28 protein-coding genes and 1 pseudogene are annotated in these 26,404 nt (G+C 30.4%); 7 read left to right on the top strand and 22 right to left on the bottom strand.

Annotated features, from left to right (window positions below):
- The first annotated feature begins 104 nt into the window (after window positions 1-104).
- The 5 genes from CD56_RS01235 (at window position 105) to CD56_RS01215 (ending at window position 4,220) form a co-directional block, all read left to right on the top strand.
- Entirely contained in the window at window positions 105-1,220 is a 1,116-nt protein-coding gene (locus CD56_RS01235; RefSeq protein ID WP_047207951.1) for a bifunctional 2-C-methyl-D-erythritol 4-phosphate cytidylyltransferase/2-C-methyl-D-erythritol 2,4-cyclodiphosphate synthase, read from the top strand.
- On the top strand, window positions 1,217-2,092 hold the full coding sequence (locus CD56_RS01230; protein ID WP_047207950.1) for a DNA-binding transcriptional response regulator: 876 nt from the start codon (window positions 1,217-1,219) through the stop codon (window positions 2,090-2,092). Before CD56_RS01235 ends, CD56_RS01230 begins: the two co-directional genes overlap by 4 nt.
- Complete coding sequence (locus tag CD56_RS01225) at window positions 2,070-3,236, top strand: ATP sulfurylase (sulfate adenylyltransferase) (protein ID WP_039617444.1); 1,167 nt, start codon at window positions 2,070-2,072, stop codon at window positions 3,234-3,236. The genes CD56_RS01230 and CD56_RS01225 overlap by 23 nt, the downstream gene beginning before the upstream one ends.
- A 2-nt stretch (window positions 3,237-3,238) precedes the next feature.
- Complete coding sequence (locus CD56_RS01220; protein ID WP_039627871.1) at window positions 3,239-3,730, top strand: phosphatidylglycerophosphatase A family protein; 492 nt, start codon at window positions 3,239-3,241, stop codon at window positions 3,728-3,730.
- A gap of 67 nt (window positions 3,731-3,797) precedes the next feature.
- A complete protein-coding gene (locus tag CD56_RS01215) occupies window positions 3,798-4,220 on the top strand; it encodes a hypothetical protein (protein WP_047207949.1) in 423 nt (140 codons plus the stop codon).
- Window positions 4,221-4,393: 173 nt separating this feature from the next.
- Here the strand turns inward: CD56_RS01215 and mnmA are convergent, their stop codons facing one another.
- Genes mnmA through aroQ form a run of 11 tightly spaced genes read right to left on the bottom strand, consistent with a single transcriptional unit; the run spans window position 4,394 to window position 13,195 of the window.
- A complete protein-coding gene (mnmA, locus tag CD56_RS01210; protein WP_047207948.1) occupies window positions 4,394-5,410 on the bottom strand; it encodes a tRNA 2-thiouridine(34) synthase MnmA in 1,017 nt (338 codons plus the stop codon).
- The gene (locus CD56_RS01205) at window positions 5,373-6,008 is read right to left on the bottom strand and encodes an LOG family protein (RefSeq protein WP_047207947.1); all 636 of its coding nucleotides are present in this window, start codon (window positions 6,006-6,008) and stop codon (window positions 5,373-5,375) included. The genes mnmA and CD56_RS01205 overlap by 38 nt, the downstream gene beginning before the upstream one ends.
- Window positions 6,005-6,844, bottom strand: coding sequence for a flagellar motor switch protein FliY (fliY, locus tag CD56_RS01200; RefSeq protein ID WP_039617433.1), 840 nt, complete (start codon window positions 6,842-6,844; stop codon window positions 6,005-6,007). Before fliY ends, CD56_RS01205 begins: the two co-directional genes overlap by 4 nt.
- The gene (gene fliM, locus CD56_RS01195) at window positions 6,834-7,925 is read right to left on the bottom strand and encodes a flagellar motor switch protein FliM (protein ID WP_039617431.1); all 1,092 of its coding nucleotides are present in this window, start codon (window positions 7,923-7,925) and stop codon (window positions 6,834-6,836) included. Before fliM ends, fliY begins: the two co-directional genes overlap by 11 nt.
- Complete coding sequence (locus tag CD56_RS01190; protein ID WP_039627867.1) at window positions 7,925-8,611, bottom strand: RNA polymerase sigma factor FliA; 687 nt, start codon at window positions 8,609-8,611, stop codon at window positions 7,925-7,927. The genes fliM and CD56_RS01190 overlap by 1 nt, the downstream gene beginning before the upstream one ends.
- The gene (locus CD56_RS01185; protein WP_039617428.1) at window positions 8,598-8,954 is read right to left on the bottom strand and encodes a hypothetical protein; all 357 of its coding nucleotides are present in this window, start codon (window positions 8,952-8,954) and stop codon (window positions 8,598-8,600) included. The genes CD56_RS01190 and CD56_RS01185 overlap by 14 nt, the downstream gene beginning before the upstream one ends.
- A 14-nt stretch (window positions 8,955-8,968) precedes the next feature.
- On the bottom strand, window positions 8,969-9,832 hold the full coding sequence (gene flhG, locus CD56_RS01180; protein ID WP_039627865.1) for a flagella biosynthesis ATPase FlhG: 864 nt from the start codon (window positions 9,830-9,832) through the stop codon (window positions 8,969-8,971).
- A complete protein-coding gene (flhF, locus tag CD56_RS01175; RefSeq protein ID WP_047207946.1) occupies window positions 9,825-11,207 on the bottom strand; it encodes a flagellar biosynthesis protein FlhF in 1,383 nt (460 codons plus the stop codon). The genes flhG and flhF overlap by 8 nt, the downstream gene beginning before the upstream one ends.
- Window positions 11,208-11,215: 8 nt before the next feature.
- Window positions 11,216-11,689 (bottom strand): 2-amino-4-hydroxy-6-hydroxymethyldihydropteridine diphosphokinase, encoded by a 474-nt coding sequence (gene folK / locus CD56_RS01170; RefSeq protein ID WP_039617423.1) that lies wholly within the window; start codon window positions 11,687-11,689, stop codon window positions 11,216-11,218.
- Between the two features lies 1 nt (window position 11,690).
- Window positions 11,691-12,716 (bottom strand): M24 family metallopeptidase, encoded by a 1,026-nt coding sequence (locus tag CD56_RS01165; protein WP_047207945.1) that lies wholly within the window; start codon window positions 12,714-12,716, stop codon window positions 11,691-11,693.
- Entirely contained in the window at window positions 12,713-13,195 is a 483-nt protein-coding gene (aroQ, locus tag CD56_RS01160; protein WP_039625266.1) for a type II 3-dehydroquinate dehydratase, read from the bottom strand. The genes CD56_RS01165 and aroQ overlap by 4 nt, the downstream gene beginning before the upstream one ends.
- A gap of 88 nt (window positions 13,196-13,283) precedes the next feature.
- Between aroQ and mqnF the strand changes: the two genes are divergently transcribed.
- The gene (mqnF, locus tag CD56_RS01155; protein WP_047207944.1) at window positions 13,284-14,507 is read left to right on the top strand and encodes an aminofutalosine deaminase family hydrolase; all 1,224 of its coding nucleotides are present in this window, start codon (window positions 13,284-13,286) and stop codon (window positions 14,505-14,507) included.
- On the top strand, window positions 14,495-15,388 hold the full coding sequence (gene sppA, locus CD56_RS01150) for a signal peptide peptidase SppA (RefSeq protein ID WP_047207943.1): 894 nt from the start codon (window positions 14,495-14,497) through the stop codon (window positions 15,386-15,388). Before mqnF ends, sppA begins: the two co-directional genes overlap by 13 nt.
- Here the strand turns inward: sppA and ribD are convergent.
- The 11 genes and pseudogenes from ribD to lpxC all read right to left on the bottom strand — a co-directional run bounded on the left by ribD (window position 15,385) and on the right by lpxC (window position 26,404).
- Window positions 15,385-16,377: a bifunctional diaminohydroxyphosphoribosylaminopyrimidine deaminase/5-amino-6-(5-phosphoribosylamino)uracil reductase RibD gene (gene ribD, locus CD56_RS01145; RefSeq protein WP_047207942.1), complete on the bottom strand. Its 993-nt coding sequence runs from the start codon at window positions 16,375-16,377 to the stop codon at window positions 15,385-15,387. The genes sppA and ribD overlap by 4 nt on opposite strands.
- 8 nt (window positions 16,378-16,385) lie before the next feature.
- On the bottom strand, window positions 16,386-17,774 hold the full coding sequence (locus tag CD56_RS01140) for an McrC family protein (RefSeq protein WP_047208744.1): 1,389 nt from the start codon (window positions 17,772-17,774) through the stop codon (window positions 16,386-16,388).
- Window positions 17,764-20,148 carry an AAA family ATPase gene (locus CD56_RS01135; protein ID WP_047207941.1) on the bottom strand — a complete coding sequence of 795 codons (2,385 nt, stop codon included), beginning with the start codon at window positions 20,146-20,148 and terminating at the stop codon, window positions 17,764-17,766. Before CD56_RS01135 ends, CD56_RS01140 begins: the two co-directional genes overlap by 11 nt.
- Window positions 20,149-20,157: 9 nt before the next feature.
- A pseudogene (locus CD56_RS01130) lies at window positions 20,158-20,435 on the bottom strand (hypothetical protein).
- A 72-nt stretch (window positions 20,436-20,507) separates the two neighbouring features.
- On the bottom strand, window positions 20,508-20,930 hold the full coding sequence (gene rimP, locus CD56_RS01125) for a ribosome maturation factor RimP (protein WP_047207940.1): 423 nt from the start codon (window positions 20,928-20,930) through the stop codon (window positions 20,508-20,510).
- On the bottom strand, window positions 20,920-21,282 hold the full coding sequence (rbfA, locus tag CD56_RS01120; protein ID WP_039617407.1) for a 30S ribosome-binding factor RbfA: 363 nt from the start codon (window positions 21,280-21,282) through the stop codon (window positions 20,920-20,922). The genes rimP and rbfA overlap by 11 nt, the downstream gene beginning before the upstream one ends.
- Window positions 21,279-23,915: a translation initiation factor IF-2 gene (gene infB, locus CD56_RS01115; protein ID WP_047207939.1), complete on the bottom strand. Its 2,637-nt coding sequence runs from the start codon at window positions 23,913-23,915 to the stop codon at window positions 21,279-21,281. The genes rbfA and infB overlap by 4 nt, the downstream gene beginning before the upstream one ends.
- A complete protein-coding gene (locus CD56_RS01110) occupies window positions 23,896-24,162 on the bottom strand; it encodes a YlxR family protein (RefSeq protein WP_080956319.1) in 267 nt (88 codons plus the stop codon). Before CD56_RS01110 ends, infB begins: the two co-directional genes overlap by 20 nt.
- Before the next feature lie 24 nt (window positions 24,163-24,186).
- A complete protein-coding gene (gene thrB, locus CD56_RS01105; protein WP_047207938.1) occupies window positions 24,187-25,065 on the bottom strand; it encodes a homoserine kinase in 879 nt (292 codons plus the stop codon).
- Between the two features lie 8 nt (window positions 25,066-25,073).
- A complete protein-coding gene (locus tag CD56_RS01100; protein WP_047207937.1) occupies window positions 25,074-25,478 on the bottom strand; it encodes a glycoprotease in 405 nt (134 codons plus the stop codon).
- Between the two features lie 41 nt (window positions 25,479-25,519).
- Complete coding sequence (gene lpxC, locus CD56_RS01095) at window positions 25,520-26,404, bottom strand: UDP-3-O-acyl-N-acetylglucosamine deacetylase (RefSeq protein ID WP_047207936.1); 885 nt, start codon at window positions 26,402-26,404, stop codon at window positions 25,520-25,522.

Here is a 26,404-nt window from a genome sequence, read left to right as displayed (position 1 = left end):
TTCTCCTTATTATTTAAAATGATTAATTCTACTAACATAAATATAAATTTTGGCTTTTATGGTGTATAATATCGTAACATTAATAAGAAATTAAGGTGTAACAAATGTTAGATATTTCCTTGATAATGCTATCTGCGGGAGAATCATCAAGATTTAATGCTCCGGTAAAAAAGCAGTTTTTACGACTAGGCGAACAACCTTTATGGCTTTATGCTACTAAAAATTTAAGTTCTTTTTATCCTTTTAAACAAATAATTGTTACTTCTGGTAATATTTCTTATATGAAAAAATTTGCCCCTGAATATAAATTTGTTCAAGGTGGCGCAACTAGAGCACAATCTTTACTCAATGCTTTAAGCATGGTTGAGAGTGAATATGTTTTGGTTAGTGATGTTGCAAGAGTTTTGATTTCTAAAAATCTTTTTAATAACATCATAGAAAATCATGACAAAGCTGATTGTATTACACCTGTTTTAAAAGTAAGCGATACTACAATTTATGCTCAAGAAGCTATTGATAGAGATAAAATCAAACTCATACAAACCCCTCAACTTTCACGCACAAGTATGCTAAAAAAAGCTTTAGAGCAAAGCTCAAATTTCACCGATGATAGCACAGCCATACAAGCTATTGGTGGTAAAATTTGGTATGTACAAGGTGATGAGTTAGCTAAAAAAATTACCTTTAAAGAAGATTTAAAAAGCTTAAATTTACCAAAACCATCTTGGGATATTTTTAATGGAAATGGTTTTGATGTGCATGAATTTGGAGAGCAAAGAGCTTTGCTTTTAGGTGGGGTAAAAGTGCATGAAAGTATGGGTTTAAAAGCTCATTCTGATGGAGATGTATTAACTCATGCGCTAATTGATGCGCTTTTGGGCGCAGCAGGGCTTGGAGATATTGGCGAACTTTTCCCAGATAATGATATGCAGTATAAAAATGCTGATTCTATGCTTTTATTGCAAAATGCTTATACTTTGGTGCAAAATTATGGTTTTGAACTTGTAAATGCTGATATTACCATCATAGCTCAAACACCTAAAATGAAAGATTTTAAAGAAGCTATTGCTTTTAATATCGCTAAAACATTAAAAACCACACCAAATAAAATCAATATCAAAGCCACCACCACAGAACATCTAGGATTTGTAGGAAGAAAAGAAGGAATTGCGGTTTTAGCAAGTGTAAATTTAAAATATTTTGATTGGATGAAATTATGAAAGTTTTAATAGTAGAAAATGAATTTTATTTAGCCCAAAGTATAGGCTCAAAGCTTAATTCTATAGGTTATGATTGTGATATTATCGTAAATGTTAATGAACTTGCTCATCATGATTATGAGGTTATTTTGCTTTCTACTAGCATGGCTAATTTTGAACATATTATAGAAATTTTTAAGCATAAAATCATTATTTTACTTATATCTTACATAAGCTCAGATACTGTTTTAGCACCATTAAAAGCTGGTGCGAGTGATTATATACAAAAGCCTTTCATGATAGAAGAATTAATGCGTAAAATAAAGCATTTTCAAGAATTTAAAAAAATAAGCATATTAAATCATACTTATCAATCTTATTTAAAACATAAATTTGAAACAGCAAAGCTACCAACTTTTGATTATAAAAAATTCAAATTGCCTTTGATTTTAAAAACTAATAATCAAATTTTTGCTGATCATTTTGTATTTAATTATACTAATGAGCACAATATCGCAAATATATACATAGATCTTTCACATCAACAAAATTTAGATAAGATTTTTAAGGATAATTCTTTATATTATTTAGTCAATTTTCAAACCTTAAAACCTTTGGAAAAAGAAAAGGTATTAAATCTTGCTTTAAAAAAAGCTGTTATTATACATACAAGTGCGAATATTGAACATAGTGATTTCCAAATTTTAGAGCTAGGCGAAGATGAAAAAAGCTTTGAAAGCAATGGAATTTTAACCATTGATGATTATGTTAAACACATTATCATTAGTTATCAAAACGTCTTTCCTGATACGGATTTATCTAAAAAGTTAGGAATTTCAAGAAAGTCTTTATGGGAAAAAAGGAAAAAATATGGCATTACAAAGAAAAAATAGCATTATAATCTCAGAGGAAGAATACGAGGTTTTATGCTTTATCAAAGAAGGAATTTTTGGTTCTTTTACTAAATTAATGAACCAAAAAGAAAGAGATGAAGTCCTAGCTACTGGAATGATTCATAATCAAAAAATTCCTTATACTCTAACCTTTGCACCCGCTAGCACTGAAGAGAATAATACAGTTTTAAAAAATGCAAAAGTTGGCGATAAAATAGATTTTATCTGCAATGATAAAATCATAGGACATATCATTTTAGAAAGTAAATTTGAAAATGATAAAAACAGCAATGATATTTTTAGACCTAATGCTTGTTTAATTCAAGATTTTGGAAAAACTTGCATTAGTGGGGAATTTGAAATTTATCATAATCATATCAAGGCTATTAAAGAAGATTTTGAAAAAATCAAAAAAAGATTAAACCCTTCCAATATCACTGCCATTGTTTCAAGTTTTGACCCTTTTCACAGAGCGCATGAGAGAATTTTAAGATGGGCTATAGAGCAATCTGATCTAGTGATTATTTTCCTTATAGAATCTTATGAAAATAACGGTTTGAGCTTAAAACTTAAAAAGCGTTGTTTTGATGTTTTTGCACAAAATTACTTACCATCTTCTAGGGTTTTACTCATACCTTTGCATAATATCAAAATTTTTGCCTCACATTTAAATCCAGTTCTTGAATGTGCTTTGGCTAAAAGTTTTGACTGTAATAAGCTTTTTGTAGGACAAAATCATGCAGGACTTGGAATGTATTTTAATCAAAACAGAGCCTTTACTGTACTTGATGACTTTGCAAAAGATTATAATATAGAAGTAACCATACTTCCTGAATTTGTATTTTGCGATGAATGCAAAATGATAGTAAGCACCAAATCATGCCCGCATGGAGCTCATCATCATATGAAATACCATGGCGATTCTTTAAAAAATTTACTTAGACTTGGTATCATTCCACCAGCAGTTTTTATAAGAAGAGAAATTTCAGCTTTGATTTTATCTGAGCTTTTTCCAAATCGCTTTCATAATAAACAAAATATCTATAGCAATCTTTTCCCTACGCATGGTATTTTAGAATATCGAAGCGACAAAGAATTTTATGAGCAACTTATAAAACTTCATCAAATGTCATATATGGTGTAATCATGCAAAAATTATTTTTAACTTTTTTTTATTCAGGTAGTATTAGTAAAGCTCCAGGAACCTTTGGCACGATAGCAGCGCTAATCCCTGCTTTTTTTATTTTAAGGTATTTAGGCGTAGAAACTTTAATCTTACTTGCTATTTTACTTTTTTTAATCTCTATAAAAATCATCGATCAGTATGAAAAACAAACAGGCATACACGATGATAAACACATCGTTATAGATGAAGTTGTTGGGGTGTTTTTAGCCTTGGCAATTTGCGGACAGAGTGTTTTTACTTTTTTACTTTCTTTTGTTTTGTTCAGATTTTTTGATATCACAAAACCATCTATCATAGGTAAAATTGACAAAAAAACCAAAGGTGGTTTAGGGGTAATGCTAGATGATGTTTTAGCAGGAATTTTCGCAGGTTTATTTAGCGCTGTGATTTATGGAATTTTACTTAAATTTGATCTTTTATGGTTTGATATAAGCATTATGGAGATATTTTAACTCCATAATTTTTTAAGTTTAACTTCATTTATGATAAACTTCACAAACTAAAATGAAAAGGATAAAAATGATTAAAAAAACAATGTTTGGTGCTTTAGCATTAATTTCTTTTATAGCATGTGCTAATGGAGTAGATTATAAATATGATCCAAGTAAAGGTTCTAAAGGTGGTTATGATTTATTCATTAAAACTTTAAAAAAAGATTATGGCTCTAATGTTGTGATAAAAAGCCTTAAAGATGTTGATTTAAATGCTTTAAAAGAAAAACACCCTGAAGTAGCTGAAGATTTTGAAGAGATAAAACCGACTCAAGATGAATTAGCTAAAGAAGTTGCAAGAGGCGAAATAGAATATGGAGATGTTGTTTATATCAACTATAAAAATGGCGATTTGAATAAACATGAAATAGTTTATGGCATGTGTGATACAAGAAAATGGAATAAAGAAAGATGTCAAAATAGTGGAGCAATTGTTGATATGACTGAATAAGATCAACCTATCAAATGCAATATAATTTTTCTAAGACAAGATTTGCTTAATCTATCTTAGAAAAACCTCAACCACAATTTTCTTATTTTTTATTACAATAAAATAATTTTAATTTTTAAAAAAAAGTTAGTATAAAGGGTGCAACGCCAAAGGGGTGCAACCCTTTAGCTTTTTTATTTTATAAATCCGCTTGCAAGAACTAAATCTTTATCATAAAATACTGCCATTTGCCCGCTAGCAAGCCCATAAACAGGCTCTTGTAAGATGATTTTTGCACTCTTATCTTCATTAATCAAAACTTTACACGGGGTTGATCTTGACCTATAGCGTATTTTTACTTCACAATCTATTTCTTTAGCATCGATAAATAAATTAATATTATCAAGCTTAAATTCACTTATCTTAAGCTCTTCTTTTTTACCTACTATGATTTCATTTTTTTTAGGATCAATTTTTAATACAAAATGTGGCTCATGAGCCCCACGCACTTCAAAACCTCTTCTTTTACCTATGGTATAGTGCATATAACCTTCGTGTTTTCCTACTTCTTTACCGCTACTATCTCTTACAATACCTGGAATTTTAGTATCCATAAACTGATCTAAAACTTGCACATAAGTATCTTCCACAAAACAAATCTCAGAACTTTCCTTTTGTGTTGCAAAAGATTTTAAAACATCGATTGTAGAAGCAAATTTTTTCACATCTTCTTTTTTCATCTCTCCAAGAGGGAAAATCAAATACTCTAAAGCCTTTTTATCTGCATTTGCTAAAAAATAGCTTTGATCCTTACTCTCATCAACTGCAGTTTTAATCAAACCATTTTCTATCCTTGCATAATGACCTGTGGCTAATTTTTCACAACCCAAACTCTTAGCAAATTCCGAAAGCTTGCCAAGCTTGATAAAGCGATTACACAAAGCACAAGGATTTGGCGTCTTTCCTTCTTTGTAAGTATTAACAAAAGGCATATAAACTTGATTTTTAAAATCTTCTTGTAAGTCTAAAATATGGTATTTAATGTCTAAAAATTTAGCAACTTTTTCAACTTTTTGTATATTTTCTTCATGATAATTAGCTTTTCCATGAAGCTTCATATAACAACCTATGATCTCATGTCCTGCTTGTTTTAATTTATAAGCAGTTACAGTACTATCCACACCCCCACTCATCGCAACAAGAATTTTCATCTTTTTCCTTTATCATTCTTATAATTTCATCTAAATCATCACTTATACTATACTTTAACTCATCATTTTTAGATATAGTTCCAAGTTCTAGTAAAGAAGTTTTGATAAATTCATCAAGAGGTTGCCAAAATTTTTGCCCAACTAAAATAATAGGAACATCTTTTTTAAAACTAAGTTGTTTAAGAGTAAGAATTTCAAAAAATTCATCTAATGTTCCAAAGCCGCCTGGGAAAATCACAAAAGCTAGACTCTTTTGAATAAGAGCCATTTTGCGAATGGCTAAGCTCTTAAAAGTGATATTATACTCTAAAAAGTCATTTGCTTTTTGCTCAAATGGTAAATGTATATTAAATCCAAAAGATTTTAAGTGTGAAGTTTGACTTTGCATAGCCCCATAATTTGCAGCTTGCATAATACCACCGCCACCACCACTGATGATACTATAACCAAGATCTGCTAACTTTTGAGCTAATTTTGAAGCCAAAATACAATACTCATTATCTGCTTTTAATCTAGCAGAACCAAAAAAGGTTATGCCTTTTTGAATTTTTTCTAATTCTTTAAGATAGGTAACATCCTCAATGATATATTCTTTCATCTTAGTTGTTCTAATCTTTCTTTTTTAGAGCCTATCTCAGTAATTTGCACTCCAAAGTTTCCATCTACGATAACCACTTCCCCATAAGCGATTTTTTTATCACCTATTAAAATTTCTAAAGGATCATTTGCTAATTGATCAAGCTCGATAACCGAACCTATATCCATAGTTAAAACATCTTTTAAAAGCATTTTTTTACTACCTATACGCACTCTTATAGGCAAACGCACATCCATAATCAAACCGATATTTCTTAGCTCTTCTACATTAGCCAAGGCCTTATGATCTTGCGTATGATCTTCATTTGTTGCTACGATTTCCTCTAAGTCAGTTTTGGTTAAAATCTTATAAATTTTTTCATCAAATACTAAAGAAATTTTTTCTTCTAAATCAGCTATTTTTACATTATATAAATATAGCTTATGAAAACCACCAAGTTCTAAGCTATCTGCAACAAATTCACAATTTTCTAGACTAAACTCCATTTTTGGAATTTCTTTTTGTGCACCTAAAGTTGTAGAAAATGCTGAGATGATATTTTGTATAGCTTCTTTGGCTGCATCCATTTCATCTTCATTTAGCTCACTGTTTTTGGAGATTTCTTCTTCTCCCATCATCCACTCACCAATTGCACTCATTAAAACTGCACTGGCTAGGATTTTGATTTTCATTTCATTATTAACGCTAAAAGTAGCGCTAACTAATGGCGGAGTCATAGAATCTTGAGAATTTACATCATATTCATAATACTCGCTAAATTCAGCACTTTTTCCTGTTAAACCTTCTATTGTACTTACACATTCATTAACGAATATGCCTAAAAAATCATTGATCATCGTCTTCCTCTTCTAGTTCTTCATTATCATCATACGAATTTGCTTTTGCTCTTCTTTCATCTTCATATTTTTCAAGCATTTCTTTAATCTCATCTTTATCAGTTTTGATAAGTTCTAAGATTTTAATTGACTTTCTAAATCTATGAAGCCCCACTTGAGCTAAAAATACTTCTTTTTTATCAATAGCTACTATAGCTTTATCATCTGCACTTCTATCAAGCTTTAAAATATCCCCTTGTTTTAAATCTAAAAATTCATTCACATTGATAAAAGTTTTACCAAGCATAGCTTCATAAATTACCTCAGCACGACCGATCAAGGTTTTAAGTTCTTTATTTCTTGATTTTTTAGCTGAAGTTTCACCCATCATAATATCACGATTTGCCAAACGGCTCAAAATACTTTCCAAATGCACAACAGGATAACAAATATTTACCATACCACTTGAATTTCCGATGATAATCTCCATTACCACCATGATAACAATCTCATTTTGTGAAACAATTTGCACAACATTTGGACTTGACTCTTTTGCCTCTACGCTTGGATAAATTTCTGTAACATTCATCCAGCTTTCTTTAAGCCTTTGCATAATAATACGCAAAATAGAATCAAGCAAATTAAGCTCGATTTCTGTAAGCTCTCTTAAGGTGTCAAAACTTTCCCCTTGACCACCCAAAAGTCTATCTATCATAGGGAAAGCAATACTTGGATTAATCTCTAAAACACAGTTTCCATCTAAAGGCTTAATCGAAAAAACGTTAAAGCTTGTTGGCGAAGGTAAAGACATCAAAAACTCACCATAAGTCATTTGATCCACTGAATGTAGTTTAATCTCAACTATACTTCTCATCATGGATGAAATTTGAGAAGCAAGATTTCTTGCTAATTTATCATGAATCCCTTTGATAGAACGAAGCTGTTCTTTAGAAACCCTATTTGGACGCTTAAAATCATATACTACTATATCTCTTTTATCTTCTATTTCTTCTAGTTTTGATGTAGCTGTACTCTCATCGCTATCATCATCAACAACTTCTAAAAGAGCATCAATTTCTTCTTGGGAAAGTATCTCAGCCATTAAACTAGCCTTTCTCTAATCTTCTTAAGCAAACGCTTATGAATTTGTGAAATTCTTGACTCGCTAATCTCTAAAATCTCTGCGATTTCTTTTAAATTTAATTCTTCATAATAATAAAGCTGTATTACAAGCTTTTCTCTTTCTTTGAATTCTTCCAAAACTGCGTTGATTTTTTCTATTAATTCTTCTTTTTCTATTTGTTCTATGATATTGCTATCATTAAAGCAATTTAGCTGTTCATCCAAAGGCATAACAAGCGATATAGCATGAGCTGCTCTTGCTTCTTTTACCTTTTCTACTTCTAAATTTAGTCTTTGCGCTAAATATTCATCATCAGGTTCTTTTTCATTTTCTTGATAAAACTCATCTATAATAGCATCAATATCTTTGATGATTTTCCTATTGCTTCTGCTCATCACATCAAGGCTTCTTAGATAATCAAGCATAGCCCCATTAACTCTTTTTCTTGCAAAACCCCAAAAATTATCATTTTGTTCTTTATCATAACGGCGTGAGAGTTTGATCATCTCTTCTACGCCAATACTAATTAAATCATTTACATCAATACTAGCAGGCAAACGCTCTTTAAGCCTAAAAGCCATAGCTCTTAATGCTGGCATATAAGAGATGACTAAGTCATCTTGTTCTTTTTTTAGCGTAGAAGCATAGGCATTATGCGGCTGCATGTTTTACTTTTCTTTTTGAAGAGCTTTCAAGCTTTTTAAGGTCTTCGCGCTCTTCTTGAAGTTTTTCAAGCAAGTAATCCATTTTCTTTTCTCTTGCGGCTAATTCTGCTATAAAACTATTATTTTCATTTTCATATTTTTCTTTATTAAAGCTTCTACCGCTAATTTTATTAACATCTACAAAGATCATAATTACTATATGGATTAACACATAAAATACAAAAGTAATCAAACAAGTATATACAACTATCTCTACTGCATCTTCTATATTAACTATGGTAAACATTAATCCTATAAAAAAACCACAAACAGTAAAAAAAGCAACAAAATTCTCTGGTCTCATCTTTTTCCCTCAATCTAAAAACGATCCAAAAGCTTTTTGAAAAAACTCATAATGCTTTTATCTCCCACATTATTAAGCACTTTTTGTTCCAACCTATACAAAAGCTTAGAAGCTATGGCTTTTAGCTCATCACTTGCATTAGTGTCATCATCACTAAATAAAGTTCTTTTTTTAATACTAGAACTAATATCTTTACTTTGACCTAAAAATCCTAAAAATTCTAAATTTAAACTATGCTTAATGTTAATATCTGCTACTTTTTTAATATTATCAAAAATTCTCAAAGCCTCATTTTCGTTTTTAACAACATTAAACACCATTAATAAATTCTCTTTAGTTTTTGAAGTGGTTTTAATAGTAGCATAAGCATCGGTAATCGCGGCAGGATCAGGCACAGTGATAACAATAACCTCATCAGACATTTCTAAGAAATTTCCTATATTACCACCTATACCTGCTCCTGTATCAATGATTAAAAAGTCTAAATCATCTAAAATACTTGTTTGATTCAAAAATCTCTCATAAATGTTTTTATCATTGTATTTTAAAATTTCATCGCCACTCTCACCTGGGATAAGCCATAAATTTGGCTTTACTTCTATTAAAATATCTTCTAGCGAGCATTCGCCTTTCAAAACATGTAAAAGGTTTTTTTCCACACGCACATTTAAAATCACATCTAAATTTGCAAGCCCTATATCTGCATCAAAAAGCCCTACTTTATAACCATTTTTAGCTAGGATGTTGCCCAAATTTGCGCTAAAAGTACTTTTTCCAACCCCACCTTTACCGCTAGTAACTGCGATAAAATGAGTATGTTTTACATTTGAGTTTTCATTTTTCACTAGATCTTTTAATTTTTCTGCTTGATTACTCATTTTCATCCCTTCTAAAACCTTCTAACACACAACGCACTAAAAAGTCACTATTAGCCACTTCTATATCATCAGGCACTTCTTGACCTATGGAAAAAAAGCTCATCGGAGTGCTAGTTTCATAAAGTAAAGAAAATACATTTCCAAATACTTTTGTTTCATCAAATTTGGTAATGATTAAAGTATCTATATTTAAAAATGAAAAATTATTATAAGTTTCTAATAAATCTTCATATTTTGTATTTGCTGAAAGTACCAAATTTACATCAATTTGTGCATTAGAATGCGATAAAAATTCTTTTGTTTTTTCAAGTTTTGCTTTATCATACTGTGAATTTCCGGTTGTATCTACTAAAATAACCTCACAAGTATTTAAACTTCTAATCGCATCATCTAAGTCATTTGGCTCTATACTATCAATAATAGGAAGTTTCATCATCTTAGCATATTGGAAAAGTTGCTCTACTGCGCCTATTCTATAAGTATCAAGAGTTATAATACCGGTTTTATAGCGTCTATCTCCATAAGCATAACGAAAAGCAAGTTTAGCTAAAGTAGTAGTTTTACCCACTCCTGTTGGGCCTACTAACATCATGATTTTTTGCTTTTTAATTTCACTTTCTAAACGACATGGAAGCATATTACGCAAAAGTGAGTAAAAATACCTTTGCACTGCTTCTTGATTTGCTTTCATAGTGCTTGGCATATTTTCAATAGTTGCTTTCATAATCGCTTCTAAATGCGCTTCTTGCATACCACTTGCCTTAGCTTGCTTATAAATACTTGCAAACTCAGGTGGTATAGCTAATTCTTTGCGTAAATCTGCCTTATCATCCCACATCATATCCACAAGCAAATTCATTTTATCATTAAGCTTATTCATTTGCTTTTCAAAGGCTTCAATTTTTTTATCATAATTTGGATTTGGCATAGAAAAATCTTGATAGTTTGAAACCTTGCTAATTTCTGAACTAACTTGAGAAAGTTTGTTTTTTAAATTTAAAAAATTATCATCTTTTTTGCTTGTATTTAAATAAGGATTAATAGGTTTTTGCTTAGCTTTTGAAGAAAAATCAAGCACTATATCTTCTTCTTTTTTTTCATCTTCAAATTTTGGAGCTTGAATTTTAGCCTCAGGAAAACTTGCTGTGTTTGGTTTTTTCTTTGGTGGCATAGGTAAATTGTTTTGTTTTAAATGCTCTTCATAATCAGCTTCTTCAATCGCTACTATAACCTCATACAAAGGCTTTTGATTGATGGTTTTTGGACGAATTTGCTTATTAGTTACTATCAAAGCTTTATCGCCATAATCTTGCTTAACCTTAGGTATAATCTCATCTGTGCTTTCAACTGTAAAAGTATGAATCAATTGTCCCATATTTTTCCTTATCTTAACAAGCCCAAAGGCAAAGTTACGCTAATTCTATCATTTACCCCCACATGAGGCACTGTGCAATACTCATCTTTACGCGCTTTTTTTGAAAAATACAACAAATCCAAATCAAGCGTTCTAGGAGCATTTTTAAAAGTTCTTTTTCTTTTGAATTTAAACTCATAAAAAAACAAAACTTTTAAAAGTGCTCTTGCGTGCAAACTTGTGCTTACAACCATCACTGCATTAGTAAAGTCTTTTTGCTCTTCAAAGCCAAAAGCTTTATTAATCAAAAATGGCGATGTTTGCAATACTTGCAAGCGTTTATCTTGCATTAAAAGCCTAAATAAACTCCGAAAGCGTTTTTTTTCATCTTCTATATTGCTTCCAAGTCCTATAATGGCTATGTATTTTCCTTTTTTATCTGCCTTTGAATAAAAAGGAAAAAAACGAATTTTTTCTAACCTTCTAGCTCCTTTAATCAGCAAATTATAACACCACCGCCTTTTCTTTATCAAGATAGACCATGTCTTCTATTCTAATACCAAGTTTATCTTTGATATAAATTCCAGGTTCAATGGTAAATACCATACCCTCTTTTAGTTCATAATCACTTCTTGGACTAATGTTTGGCAACTCATGTATATCAAGCCCCACTCCATGTCCTAAACTATGAATAAATTCTTTTTCAAAACCTGCGTTTTTAATCACTTCTCTTGCGATAAAATCAAGCTCACTTGCCATCATACCAACACGTGCTTTTTCAATAGCTTGAAGTTGGGCTTGCTTAACCACTTCATAAATTTGCATAATTTCTTTATCTTTAAAATTTGGCTTATTTTTATCAAATACTATACCACTCTCATCAAAACAAGCCGTTCTTGTACGATCAGAACAATACCTTTGATAAACCACACCCGCATCAACTAATAACAAATCTCCATATTCTAAACATTTATCACTAGGTAAAGCGTGTGCTTTAGCCGCATTTTCATTAATAGCTACAATAGGCGAAAAAGAAAGTCCTAAAGCGCCTTTTTTTTGAAAAATTTCACATGCTTTAAAATGCAATTCTTTTTCACTTTTTCCATAACCTTCTTGGCTGATAAAATTAGCAAATTCTTCAAAACATTCTTTACCAAAATTTACAGCCTTTTGCAGAAGTTGCAATTCTTTAGCGTTTTTTATAATGCGTTTGTTTTTACTCAAGTCTAATTTTTCTTCAAAAACGACATTTGCACTTTTACTAAGTTCTTTAAATTCAAAATAGCTAAAGTCTTTTGGGTCAAAACATATTTTATCAATTTCTGCTTTTTCTAAAAGCTCTCTAGCACTAGCAAAAAGATCTTGTGCTAAAACTACCTTAGCATTTTTTATCATTTCGCTAGCTTCAAAGCTATATCTTGCATCAGTGATGAAAAATGCTTCATCTTCAAGCTTTAAAAACAAAGCATTATCACAAGAATAGCCACACTCATAAAAAAGTGCATTTTCGTTTTTTAAGATAAAATTCATTGATTTGCTTGTTGTGCTTTTGCTTGAGCTGCTTTATATGCATTGATTTGATCAAAAATTTGAAAAAGTCCCATTAAAGCCATATGATAACCAAAAGGACCAAAACCTACCACACTACCTGCGCAAACTGGTGCTATCATGCTTTTTTGTCTGAATTCTTCTCTTCTGTAAGTATTGCTAATATGCACTTCAATCACAGGCATATTAATCGCTGCAATCGCATCGCGGATTGCTATAGAAGTGTGTGCATAAGCAGCTGCATTAATAATCACTCCATCTACACTACCTAAGCATTCTTGAATTTTATCAACTAGCTCACCTTCAAAATTGCTTTGAAAAAACTCAATCTCTACATTAGCTTGTTTTGCAGCTTGTTTCATTTGCTCATGGATATCTTCCATTTTCATATTGCCATAAATATGAGTTTCTCTCACACCAAGCATATTGATGTTTGGTCCTTGTATTACCATAACTTTCATAATCTAACCTTTATTTAGTAAAATTTACTATATTATAACACTTTAAAGCTAAATTTTAGCTACAATTTCCCTTTTTAAAGGAGGTAAAATGTTTATAATAGCACCTAAAATCATCTTAACTTGCGATGATGATTTTAATATTTTAGAAAACAAAGCAGTTCTTTTTGATGATAATATTTTAGAAATTGATAGCTTAGAAAATTTACAAAAATCCTACCCACAAGCTAAGCTTATACCAACTCCAAAAGATACCTTACTTTTACCTGCTTTTATCAACCCGCACACACATTTAGAATTTAGTGCAAATAATGGAAATTTAGTCTTTGGGGACTTTTTAAAATGGCTTGATAGCGTTTTTAATAACCGCGAGCAATTAAACGAAAAAGCCAAAGAAAAATTAATCTCACAAAATATCCATAAAATGTTAAAAAATGGCACTGCTACCATAGGAGAAATTTCAAGCTTTGGGAGTGATTTAAACCCTTGTATCAATTCACAAGCTAGAGTGGTATTTTTCAATGAAATTTTAGGTTCAAATGCAAATTTTATCCAAGCTAAAAAAGAAGAATTTTTAACTCGTTATGAAAAAAGTATGAGTTTTAAAACTTCTAAATTTATCCCTGCTATTTCAGTGCATGCGCCCTACTCAACCCACCCAGAACTTGCCAAATTTGCTATAAAACTTGCTAGAGAAAATGATCATTTACTAAGCACACATTTTCTTGAAAGCAATCATGAAAACAACTGGCTAAGGTTTAAAAAAGGTGGTTTTAAAAAAAGCTTGGCTAAATTTAGCAAAAATCCTATGCCATTTTACACCCCACAAAGTTTTTTAGAGCTTTTTAAAGGCCAAAGGACTTTATTTACTCATTGTGTGTATTTTAAAGAATGGGATTTGCTAGATAAAAATTTACACTCGATCACGCATTGTGCTTTTTCAAACAGACTTTTGAGTAAAAATACTTTTAAATTAAAATCTGCTTTAAAAAATGGTGTTAATATCCACCTAGGAACTGATGGTTTAAGTTCAAATACCTCTTTAAGTATGCTTGATGAAATGAGAGCAAATTTACTTATACATGATGATTTAGAGTTAGAAAATTTTGCTAAAATATTGCTTTTAATGGCAACAAACAAAGCCGCAAAAGCTTTAAATTTAAACCTAGGCCAAATTCAAAAAGGTAAAATAGCTGATTTTAGTCTTTTTGCTTTGCCATATAGCACAAATTTAAAGCAACTTCCTTTGCAGTTTATCTTACAAAGCAAAGAAGTGTTAAAACTTTTTATAGAAGGGAAAGAATGCAAATTATAAAATCATTTTTTAAAGGAATTGGAAAAATCATCTCTTATATCAACACTTATTTTAAAACCTTTGTGTTTTTGTTTATCGTGTTTTTGATCCTTACTCCAAGTGGGGATAATACTAAACTTTCTAATGCAAACTTAGCACAAATTAACCTTAAAGGCGAAATTAGCGATGCGAGCAATCTTTTAGAACAAATTTACAAAGTCAAAGATGATAAAGCTATAAAAGGGGTTTTGCTTTTTATAGATAGCCCTGGGGGAGCTTTTGCACCAAGCATGGAAATAGCTTTAGCTATACAAGATCTTAAAGCTAAAAAGCCTGTGGTAGTCTATGCAGGTGGAACTATAGCAAGCGGAAGCTACTTAAGTGCAGTGGGAGCTGATATGATCATCGCTAATCCTGCTAGCTTTGTAGGATCTATTGGGGTAATCATGCAAGGCTTTGAAGTAAGCAATCTTGCACAAAAACTTGGTATAAATGAGCAAACTATCAAAGCAGGAAGCTATAAAGAAGCAGGAACTTTCATGCGTAAATGGAGCAAAGATGAAAAAGACTTTTTACAAAATTTAGCTAATCAAAGCTATGAACTTTTCACGCAATTTGTCGCTAAAAATCGCAGATTAGACTTAAATCAAACAAACTCATGGGCTGATGCAAAAGTGTTTTTAGCTAATGAGGCTTTAAAATTAAAACTCATTGATAAAATAGGCAATTATGAGCAAGCCAAAAAAGAGCTAGAAAAACTAGCTAAAGTACAAAACCCTATCTGGCAAAAAGAAGATGCCATAGATAAGTTTTTAAAACGATTAGAAGAGCAAAGTGCTGGCTTTTTTGCTAACACTTTAGCACGATTTTTCACACAAGTAAGCTCACAAAAAATCTACTAAGATTTAATAATCTCATAAAATCCATAAGTATCATTTTCTAAAAAGCCTTTATATAAAGGCTTTAGCTTTAAATCTAACTTAACATTTTCAAGGGTGTTTAAATTCGAACTTGAAAAAATCAAAAGCATATCTAGCTCATCTTTAAAGGCTTTTAAAAAATTCTCCCCACCCTCATACATGATAAACTTTGCTTTGCTAGGAATGCTTGTAAAAATTTCTCTTTTAGGTACGCTAAATAAAGGAATGTTTGGATCAAAACTTTCTAAATTTTGACGGCTTAATATGCATAAATTTGGTGCTTTAGCTTGAACTAACCTTGCATCCAAAATAGGCCTATCATGTCTTATAGTTTCTCCGCCCACTACAAGCAAATCAAGCTTTGAGCGTATTGCATGGGCATAGGTTCTACTTGCTTTAGAACTTACGATTTTACCATAAACAGAGCCATTTAAAGAAAGGGCTAGTTTAAAAAATTTAAAACTTGATTTTTGCCATTTTAAAAAAGGCTTTAAAAGCTCTTTGGCTCTTTGCTCGCAAATTCCCATGTGAACTTTTATGCCTTGATTTTTTAAAAACTCTGCTCCACCGCTTGCGAGCTTATGCTCATCTTTAGTGGCGATAAAAACTTCGCTAAAACCAAGCGTGCTAAAAAGTTTCGCACAAGGTGGGGTTTTACCCTGATGATTGCAAGGTTCTAAACTCACATAAGCACTAGCGCCTTTTAGCAAACCTTGATGATTTTGACAAATAAACTCATGCAAATCATTTGCATTTTGGGGTAAATCTAAATTTGGATTAAGCGCTTTTAAGGCTTTACTCACTGCTTCAAGCTCTGCATGAGCCTTGCCCGCTTCTTTGTGTGCTTCTATGCTTAAAATTTTACCATTTTTATCTAAGATCACACAACCTACGGCTGGATTTGGGTAGCTTAAAAGCTGATATTTCCAAGCTTCATCTATGGCTAAATTCATATAAAATTCGTGATTCATGTTACTTCCTAAAAAGGCAAAGGTGCGAAAAATACCTTAAGCTTTACATGTTCATCGCAAGCTTTTAAAAAACCTTGTGCTAAAAACTTAATATCTTTAGTTTTTAACTTCTCTCTTAAGTCAAAACTTCTCTCGCATAGAGGATAAATAAGATAAATTTCCTTTATCTCGTATTTATTTGCATAAGCAAACATTTGATATAAATCACTTTGCGATATGCTATGCTTTTTCTCATCTTCGTTATCATCTGGAATTTTCCATTTGGTATCTAAGATCATTTTATTTTCTATATATAAATCAGGCTTTAACATAAAACACTTTTCATTATTTTTTGAGATTAAATACTTTCCACTGCTTTGAGTTTTTATATTTTCATTAGGATTAGCAAGTTTAAACATATAAGCTACATAGTTTTCAAAAAGTTTTTCCATAGGAAAAAGCAAAGCAAAAGCTTCTTTTTTACCTTTATATGGAGCAAAACTTTGATTTTGCAAAAATATCTTACACCAAGAAAGTATATTTTCATAATAATCAAAATGTCTTGAAATTTTAAAACTAAAATCTTTTTCGTAATTTTTAGAAAACTCTACCTCATCAAGCATTTGCATAGCTTTGATGATTTTAAATTTATTCAAGCTTGTTTTGGATTTTAAAAAATTTAGCGTTGATTTTATCAAGCGATTTGGAGCTATGTCTAAAACAAACTCATCGCTACTTGTGAAAAATCTTTCTTTGTGTATTAAATTTGATTTTATATGCTCATTAAAAAGTAATTTTCCTTTTAAAAAAGTTCTGTTTTCTTCGCTACTTACATAAGATCTCATCAAACCTTTTTTATACACACTATCAAATTCATCTAAAAACATCGTGATAAATACTTCAAACAAAGGCATTTTAGCAATTTGTAAAGATGAAATTTGAGACTTTTTAAAGGGAGAATTTTTTAAGGTTTTTAGCATGTTGATTAAAAGATTTTTGGGGTTGAAATTTATCTCTTTTATACTATACCATTTCTTTATTTTAATGTTTTTCACAATTTTATATTCTTGAAAATAGCTAAAATTAGTATATAATTTATTACCATTGCTTATTGTATAGGCATAATTTAACTTGCTCTTTGAAACTTTCAAAGATTTATCTTTTTTTTCTTTATAGCTATCCAAATTTGTGCATTTTGGCAAGATTTCTAAAACACCGCTTTTAGTCTGTATAATACCAACATAATTTTTAGCTTTTAAGGCGTTTTTACTTTTAAAGCCTAGAAGACTTTCATTGTTTTTTGCGAAGTCTTCTAGCTCTTTATAAAATATTTCAGCTTTTTCTTTAAAAATTTCTTTTAAATCTTCTTTAGAAAAATCTTGGTATTCGATGATAGAAAAGGTATTATTATTTATCATTTTCATATATTTTTATAAAAGTGCTTTTATTCCAATCTTTGCTATTACTAAATTTATAAATACCATTATCTCTTTCTATAAAATCTGTCATATTTTTCAAATAATCACTATTTATATCTTGTTTTTCTAACATACCATTTTTATTTAAAACCACGTCAATCAATGCATAATCATTATAAAAATACTCTTGTAATAGTGGGATGATTTTATTTTGAAAAACGTTTTTTAATTTCTCTAAACTATCAACGCCTATAAAAAATGCATGTCCTATAGTCTTTTCTCTATCTAGTAAGTATTCTATGCGAGTATTTATAGCTTCTAATAATTTTTTTAAATTTACATCTTTATATTTTGATTTTTCTAACTCTTCAACATCAGGCATCATCTCGATAAATTCAAAACGTCTTCTTAATGCTGTATCAAGTGAAGTTATACTTCTATCAGCCGTATTCATAGTGCCTATGATATAAACATTTTTAGGCACTCCAAAATCTTTACCACTATAAGGTAATTTTACTTTTATTTCCTCTTCTTCACCTATCCTTTTGCTAGGCTCTATCAAGGTTATAAGCTCACCAAAAATCTTACTTACATTACCACGATTAATCTCATCTATGATGATTATAAATTTCTTTTTTGTATTATCTTCTACATCTTCAAGATTATTTGGTTGGCTTATCTTTGCTAATAAATCATTAGGATTAATTCTATATAATTCATAAACAGTTTTTTGCACTAAAATTTTATCATTATTCAAATCAAGAATGTTTATTTCATCATTTTGAGAAATCCAACTAACTTCTCTATATGTTTGATATTTTTTGTCTTCATTATATTTAACATCGCTTGTAATAATTCCAACACCCTTTATAGTTTCTGAAGTATTAAAAACACATACTAAATCCCCTATTTGCATGTATTCTACAAAACTTATTATGCTATTTTTATCATTTGAACCTAAATTTAAAAAACGTTCATCTTTGTTCTTTGGAATATCACTCCAACCTATACAAATTTTATTTTTTTCAAAACACTCACTTCTTAATGAAGCATTGGCCCCTAAAGAAATTTTCCAAACTTTTGAATTTTTATCGATAGATATATCATTGTTAATTTTTCTTTTTTTATCCAAAGCTTTTTCACAAAGTTCTTTAAAAATTCCATCTTTTATTTCGTATTCTATTTTCTTAGAATTTTCCTCTCTATCTATGTGAGGCTTTATACCTTCTACGAATTCTTCATATCCATAGCTTTGATGAAAAGTAGTAAAAACTATTTGTCCGTTTTTAACGTACTCATCAAATTTTACTTTTTTATCATCTCTATTTTCTAAATTTTCATTTAAAATCTCTAAAGCTTTATCTATAGTGTGATAAGTTTTCCCCGTTCCTGGAGGCCCATAAAGAATTTGATTTAAAGGTGGATTTTTCATATTTAATTCCTTATCCATTATTTCATTATTTAAAAATTGTCTTTCAAAATTGTATAAAAAAGTTCTATAATGCTTTAAAGCAACAGAATACATTTTATTTCCATTATTATTTTTTAATACAAATTTATTATTTTTATTTAATTTTTCTATATTTTGATCAAAATTATATAAATTGCAACTATATAAATTATCTTTCAAAAATTCATTAGATATATTTTCTACAGCTGAAGCATATTTTTTTATGCTAGAAGTATCTATATTTCTTTTACTTAAATATTCACAAAATAATTTTTTCATTTTTTTTATGTTTATTCCATACTCAACCCATAAAGGAATAGCCATATTTTCTATCATTTCAATTAATGATAAATTTTTATTTTCTAATAATTTTTCATAAATTTGATATATTTTTAATTTTTCTTTAAATTCATTCAAAGATATTAAATCTAAAACATTTTTAGAAAAAATATTAACTATTTTTATATTTTCTACATTTTGATAATGAAAAGCTATTTTCCATTTAGTAGCATCTCCAAAATCTATATTTTCTATAGTTTCTAAATTATTATTTTTACTTGCTTGTATTATATCTATAATTGTTTGTTTTATTTTATTAAAAGCTTCATCTTGATTATTTCCATATTTGGATAACCAAGCATAATTATCATTGTAAGTTTTACCTTTTAAATTTTCTTTATCATCATTAGAATTTCTTTTATATATACCAAATTTAAAACTAGAACCGCCCCAAATACTTCCTATATCATCAAGTTTATTTTCTATCCAAAAAGTAAAATCGTTCCTATCTGGATTATCTTTTTTAATACTAGTATATTCTTCAAGAGTCATACTTTTAACTTTTTCTAAAGTCCAAATTCTTTGAAATTCTAAAAATTTATTCTCTATATTTTTCTTTTGTTCTTCATTTAAATTAATATTCATATAATTTCCCTAATCCACAATTGCAAAAAAATTACAATTTTTATAATATCTATGAAAATATTCTCCATCTTTGTGCATAGATTTCAAATAGGTGAAGTCCATTTATAACCTTGACTTTTTGGATGAAATTCATCTATTAATTTACCATTTTGATAAACATACACACTCATACCGCCATTTTTTACAACTGCTTCTTTAAATTCATCACTATCTTTTGGATAATGATGATATATATTGCCATTTTTATCTTTTTTGCTGATTTTGTAATCATATTTATTTTCAAGCATTATACGCCTTTGTATTTTTGTATTTAAAATTAATTATACAAAATATAAGTAAAAATTTAGATTTCTAAATTTTTACCATTGTATGAAGGTTTTAGCTTTTCTTATGTCACTAAAATTTATAGTAGTTTTTTCTTGAGTTTCTAAATTTTCTAAAGTGATATTTTCATCATCTACGGCGATGATTTTTGCTTCGATTTTTTCTTTTTCACTAGTTGTGATTTTTACAAGCTCATTAATGCTTTTTGCAAAATGCTCGATTTTGCTAAGTTTTCTCTCAAGCCCACAGCTTGATACTTCTAAAAAATATTCTCCACTCACAGGTGGCTCTACATCAAAAATAGGCGATAAAATCTCACTAAGTCTAGCACAATCATCAAGATTTACCCCACCTTCTTTTTGCACATAAATTCTATAAATCTTTCTACCATTTTCACTTACTAGCTCATCATCATAAAAGCTAAGCCCTGCTTCTTTACAAAGTGCTTCAAGATTCATTTTGTTCCTTTTTGATTTTTTCAAATAAAGCATCCATGTGGTTTTGATACTCTAATCTATCATCAAATTTAAAGTGAAAATTCGGACACCTATACCACCCTTGCTCACTCATGCAGTAATTTTGCAAAGCACGGGCGGCTTTTTTAAGTTGATTGAGTATGATTTCTTGCTCTTGGGTATTAAAAAACATTTTATCTAAATACACAAAAGCATCATATCTGCCTTTTTTACACTCCACATCCACCACACACAAGTTTTTTAAAGCTTCGTTGTCTAAATTTGCTAAAGCTTCTGGTATAAGTTCTTTTAAAATGCTTTCTGTGCGTAGCTTTTTGATTTCAGCTGGGTTCATAGACTTACTTGTTCCTCAACTTCTTTGTAACTTTCTATATAATCCCCCACTCTCATATCATTACAACCTTCTATGCCCACACCGCATTCATAGCCTTTTGCAACTTCTCTTACATCATCTTTAAAGCGTTTGAGCGAGCTTACATTACCTTCAAATACCACAACCCCATCTCTAATGAGCCTGATTTTAGCACCACGATTGATCGTGCCTTCTGTTACCATACAACCTGCGATTTGTCCTAGTTTTGGCACATTGATCACTTGGCGAATTTCAGCTTGACCAAGTTGTTCTTCAGAGATGATAGGACTCATCATACCACCTAGTAAGGCTTTTACATCATCAAGCAAATTATAAATAACATTATAAGTTTTTATCTCTACGCCTTTATCTTTAGCGCGTTCTTTGATCTCACCAGTTGGGCGTATATTAAAACCTAAAACGATAGAGTTTTCACTAGCACTTGCAAGCTCTATATCACTTTGAGTAATCCCACCTACCCCACTATGGATGATATTAACCTTAATCTCATCGTTTTTGAGTTTTTCTAAACTCGCCTTAATCGCTTCAAGTGAACCTTGCACATCTGCTTTTAAGATCACAGGAAGGGCTTTTAAATTACCTTCTTTGATTTTTGCACCAAGCTCATCTATACTTACTTTAGTAGATTTACTTAGTTCTTTTTGGCGGTTGTATTCATGGCGTTTATTAGCGTATTCTCTTGCTTGTTTATCGCTATCTACAGCTATTAGAGTTTCTCCTGCATCAGCTACTTCACTAAGACCTATGATCACCCCGCACTCACCTGGACCTATTTCTTTTAAAGCTTTGCCTTGATCATCACTCATAGCACGCACTTTACCATAAGCTTCCCCTGCTACGACTGTATTTCCCACTCTTAAAGTACCATTTTGTACGATGATAGTAGCCACAGGACCTCTACCTTTTTGAACCGAAGATTCTATAATACTTGCTTTAGCATGGGCTTTTGGATTTGCTTTAAGCTCTAAAATATCAGCTTGTAATAATACAATTTCAAGTAAATCCTCTATACCATCACCCTTTTTAGCTGAAACTGGTACAAACTCATGGCTTCCACCCCATTCTACTGGCATGATATCCATTTCTGCTAGCTGGGTTTTTACCATGTCGGGATTTGCGTTTTCTTTATCCATTTTATTAATAGCAATGATGATAGGCACATTAGCTGCTTTTGCATGATTAATCGCTTCTTTAGTTTGTGGTTTTACCCCATCATCTGCAGCTACTACAATAATAACAATATCCGTTATACTAGCTCCCCTTGCACGCATAGCAGTAAATGCCTCATGGCCTGGAGTATCGATAAAAGTGATTTTTCTACCATTTTTTTCCACCATGTAAGCACCAACATGCTGAGTGATCCCACCTGCTTCACCACTTGCAATGCGTGATTTTCTTATATAATCAAGCAAAGAAGTCTTACCATGATCCACATGCCCCATGATAGTGATAACCGGAGCTCTTTGGCTTAAATTTTCTTCTGTTTGATTTTCATCATAATCTTTTACATAATCAAATTCATCAGCTTCATCAATGATATTAATCTCCACGCCAAATTCAGCTGCAAGAATTTCTATAGCATCCTCATCTAAAAAGTCATTTTTAGTCGTCATCATGCCAAGCATGAAAAGTTTAGAGATAACTTCTCCGGTGTTTTTACCAAGTTTTTCAGCAAATTCATACACACGAATTTCTTTAGATATGCTTACACTTGTAATCGCTTCGCTTTCTTTTTTTTCTACCTTTTTAGGTGGCTTTTTACGACTTCTTCTTTGTATACCACCCTCGCCAAATGGATTGATAGAATTATTTAAAGATTGCTTTAAGATATTTGGTTGTTTTTTGTTTGCTGGTTGTGCTGGTTTGTTTTCTTTTACACTAAAATCAGGTAAAACTACCATATCATCATCTTCTAAAGAAATATCAGCAAAGTCTTTATCTCCTAAAAGATCCATTTTAGTAGTGCTTTCTTTTTTGCTTGCTACAGGATGATTTTTCTTTTCTTTTTTCTTTCTTTTTAAATTCTCATCTGAATTTGAAAAAATCATACTAAGGCTTAAACCTTGAGTAGTTTGTGTACTAACTTTTTCCTCTTTGTTGATTTGAGTTTCTTTGCTTTCTTCTTTTTTCTTTTTAACGATGACCAAGCCTCTTCTTTTGGCCAAATTTAAATTAGAACCTAGCTTTTCATCGAGTTTAATTTCTTCTTTTTTTTCTTCTAATACTTCATTTTTTATAGGATTTTCAGGTTGTTTTTCTTCTTTTTTTATTTCATCTTTTTTTTCACTTACTGCTTTAGCAAGGCTTTTGCTTTCTTTTTTAGTAGTAGTTTTTTTCTCTTCTTTTTTGCTTTCTTCTTTTTTAGTTGAAGTTTTTTTTGCTGCGCTTTCTTTTTTAGGTTTGGCTACTTTTTTTACCACATCTAGTATTTCACCAGATTGAACGTATTGATAAATCGCTTCTGCGATTTCAGAAGATACTTTTTTGTTAGGGGATTTGATATCTTCTAAGCCCATTTCATTGGCTTTTTCTATAATTTCTTTACTTGTATATCCTAACTCTTGAGCGATCTCGCTAATCTTTACATCTGCCATTAAAAAATATCTCCTTTAAATCCTGCTGATTTATATTACCATGAAAATTGCCTTTGCAAGCTCTCATAAAAGCCCTTTGCAATGTTTTTTCATCTTTTTCAAAACATGGATTACAAATATATAAACTCCTGCCAAATTCCACTTTAGTGATAATTTGAGAATTTTTTATTTGAAATTGATGCAAACCTTGCTTTTCATAACGGCCTTTGCAAACAATGCACATTCTAATGGGTATATGATTTTTCAAAATTATATCTTTTTTTTGGAATTTTTAGCAAATTTTAAAGCCCTCATCATCAAATTCTAAAAGCTCAACTCTAAATTTAGCAAATTTATTTTTGATTTTTTCTTTGATTTTTTTGGCATCATCTTTATAAGCTAGAGTAAAAAAACTCGAGCCTGATCCTGAAAGCGTGCTCATGAGAGCATTATTATCTAAAGCTAGTTTTTGCACTTCAAAAAGTTCTGGCAAAAGTTTCATTCTTTGATTTTGATGAAGTTTATCCAAACTTGCATATTTTAATAAATCATATTTTTTTTCTAAAAAGCAAGCAGTTAAAAATGAAGCATGGCAAAGATTAAAAACACTATCTTCTAGATTGATTTTTTTAGCTAAAACTGCTCTTGATTTTTGAGTATTCATCGCTACATTTGGTATGGTTATAATAGCTTGTAAGTCTTTATCTACTTCTTTTTTTATAGCTAAAACTTTTTCATTATGAGTTAATGCACACACAAAACCCCCAAGTGCTGCTGGAGCTATGTTATCTGGATGGTTTTCATATTTTAAAGCTTCATTTAAAATGGTATTTTTATCCGCTTTAAACCCACTTAATTCATAAGCACAAGCAATAGCTCCAACTATCACAGCAGAAGAACTTCCCATGCCTCTAGCTAAAGGGATATTATTTTGGAAAACAAAGCGGAAATTATCTTTTTTACCACTAAGTCTTTGATAAATTTCATAAAAAATATTGACAAAACTATTGTTTTTTTTAAGATAGATATTATTTTCACCTTCTCCGTGTATGCTAATACTAAAAAATTTAGATTTTTCAACTATAGTTTGATTAAAATATTTTAAACTCAAACCCAAACAATCAAAACCAGGACCTAAATTTGCACTTGTAGCGGGAACTAAAATCTTCATTTTTTACCTTAATTAATCGCATCTAAAACATAAAAAGGTGTATTTTCTTTACTGAAATTTAAACCTTTTAAACTTTGGGGCATAAAAAAACTTCCCGCTTGTGTCTTTTCTAAAACAATCTCATCATCTTTTTTTACAAAACATAAATATTTATTTGCAGCTATAGGCATATTGTGATTTAGTTCAAAAGCACTAATAGCTTTTAAAGGTATATTTTTAACTATAGCTAGGGTTTTAAAAGAAACATAAGAAATTTTTATACCCATGTAAGAGCCTGGTCCATGCACATAAATAAGCTTTTCAAACTCATATTGTGAAAGTAAATCTTGCAGTATTTTTGGCAAAACTTCACTAACTTTTAAATCATCCTCAATGGTTTTTATCAATACATTATTTTCGTAAATACCAAGCATTAAAGGTTTTGCTATGGCATTTAAAAGTAAAGTAACCTTTTTTATGCAAAAACCTTTTCATAAACTTTATATGCACTTTTTTCTAAACTTACCACTTCACAAGCACTAGGATCTTTTAAAAGTTCTTTGGTTAGAAGATGATTAAGCTTATGCGAACCTGCATAAGAAGTATAGTCTCCAAAAACTCTACATCCAAGCAAGGTTAAATCCCCGATAGCATCTAAAATTTTATGGCGCACAAATTCATCTTTAAAACGCAAACCTTCAGGGTTTAAAATACGATTATCATCAATCACAACAGCGTTTTCCAAACTTCCACCAAGACCTAAATTCATAGCTCTTAAAGCTTGAACATCCTTTAAAAAGCCAAAGGTTCTTGCTCTTGCTATTTGTTCTATGTAGTTTTGTTTACTAAATTCAAAACAATAATTTTGCTTACCTATAATAGGATTATCAAATTCGATTGTATAGTTTATAATAGGCATATCCGTAGGACTTAAACGTACAAATTTATTACCTTCTTTCACTTCTACACTTTTTTTAATCACTAAAATTTTTTTAGCCACATCAAGCTCTTTTATGCCTGCTTCTTCAAGCATCATACAAAAGCCTATGCTACTACCATCCATTACAGGAGCTTCATTAGCATCTAAAACTATACGCACATTATCAATACCATAAGCATTAATCGCACTCATTAAATGTTCTATAGTAGAAACATAACCTCTATGATCGCCTATTACAGTAGCCATTTGCGTATCGATGACATTTTCAGGCCTTGCCTCATAAGAAATTCCCAGATCGCTTCTATAAAATACTATACCACTGCCAGCTTCTAATGGCTCTAATTTTATACTAATAGGCTCACCCTTGTGCAAACCTATACCAACACCTTTAACTTCTTTTGCTATTGTTGTTTGATTCAT

The sequence above is a fragment of the Campylobacter lari genome (assembly GCF_001017575.1).
Taxonomy (GTDB): domain Bacteria; phylum Campylobacterota; class Campylobacteria; order Campylobacterales; family Campylobacteraceae; genus Campylobacter_D; species Campylobacter_D lari_C.
The sequence above is the reverse complement of the archived record's forward strand: the minus strand, read 5'-3'. Positions and strand labels throughout refer to the sequence as shown.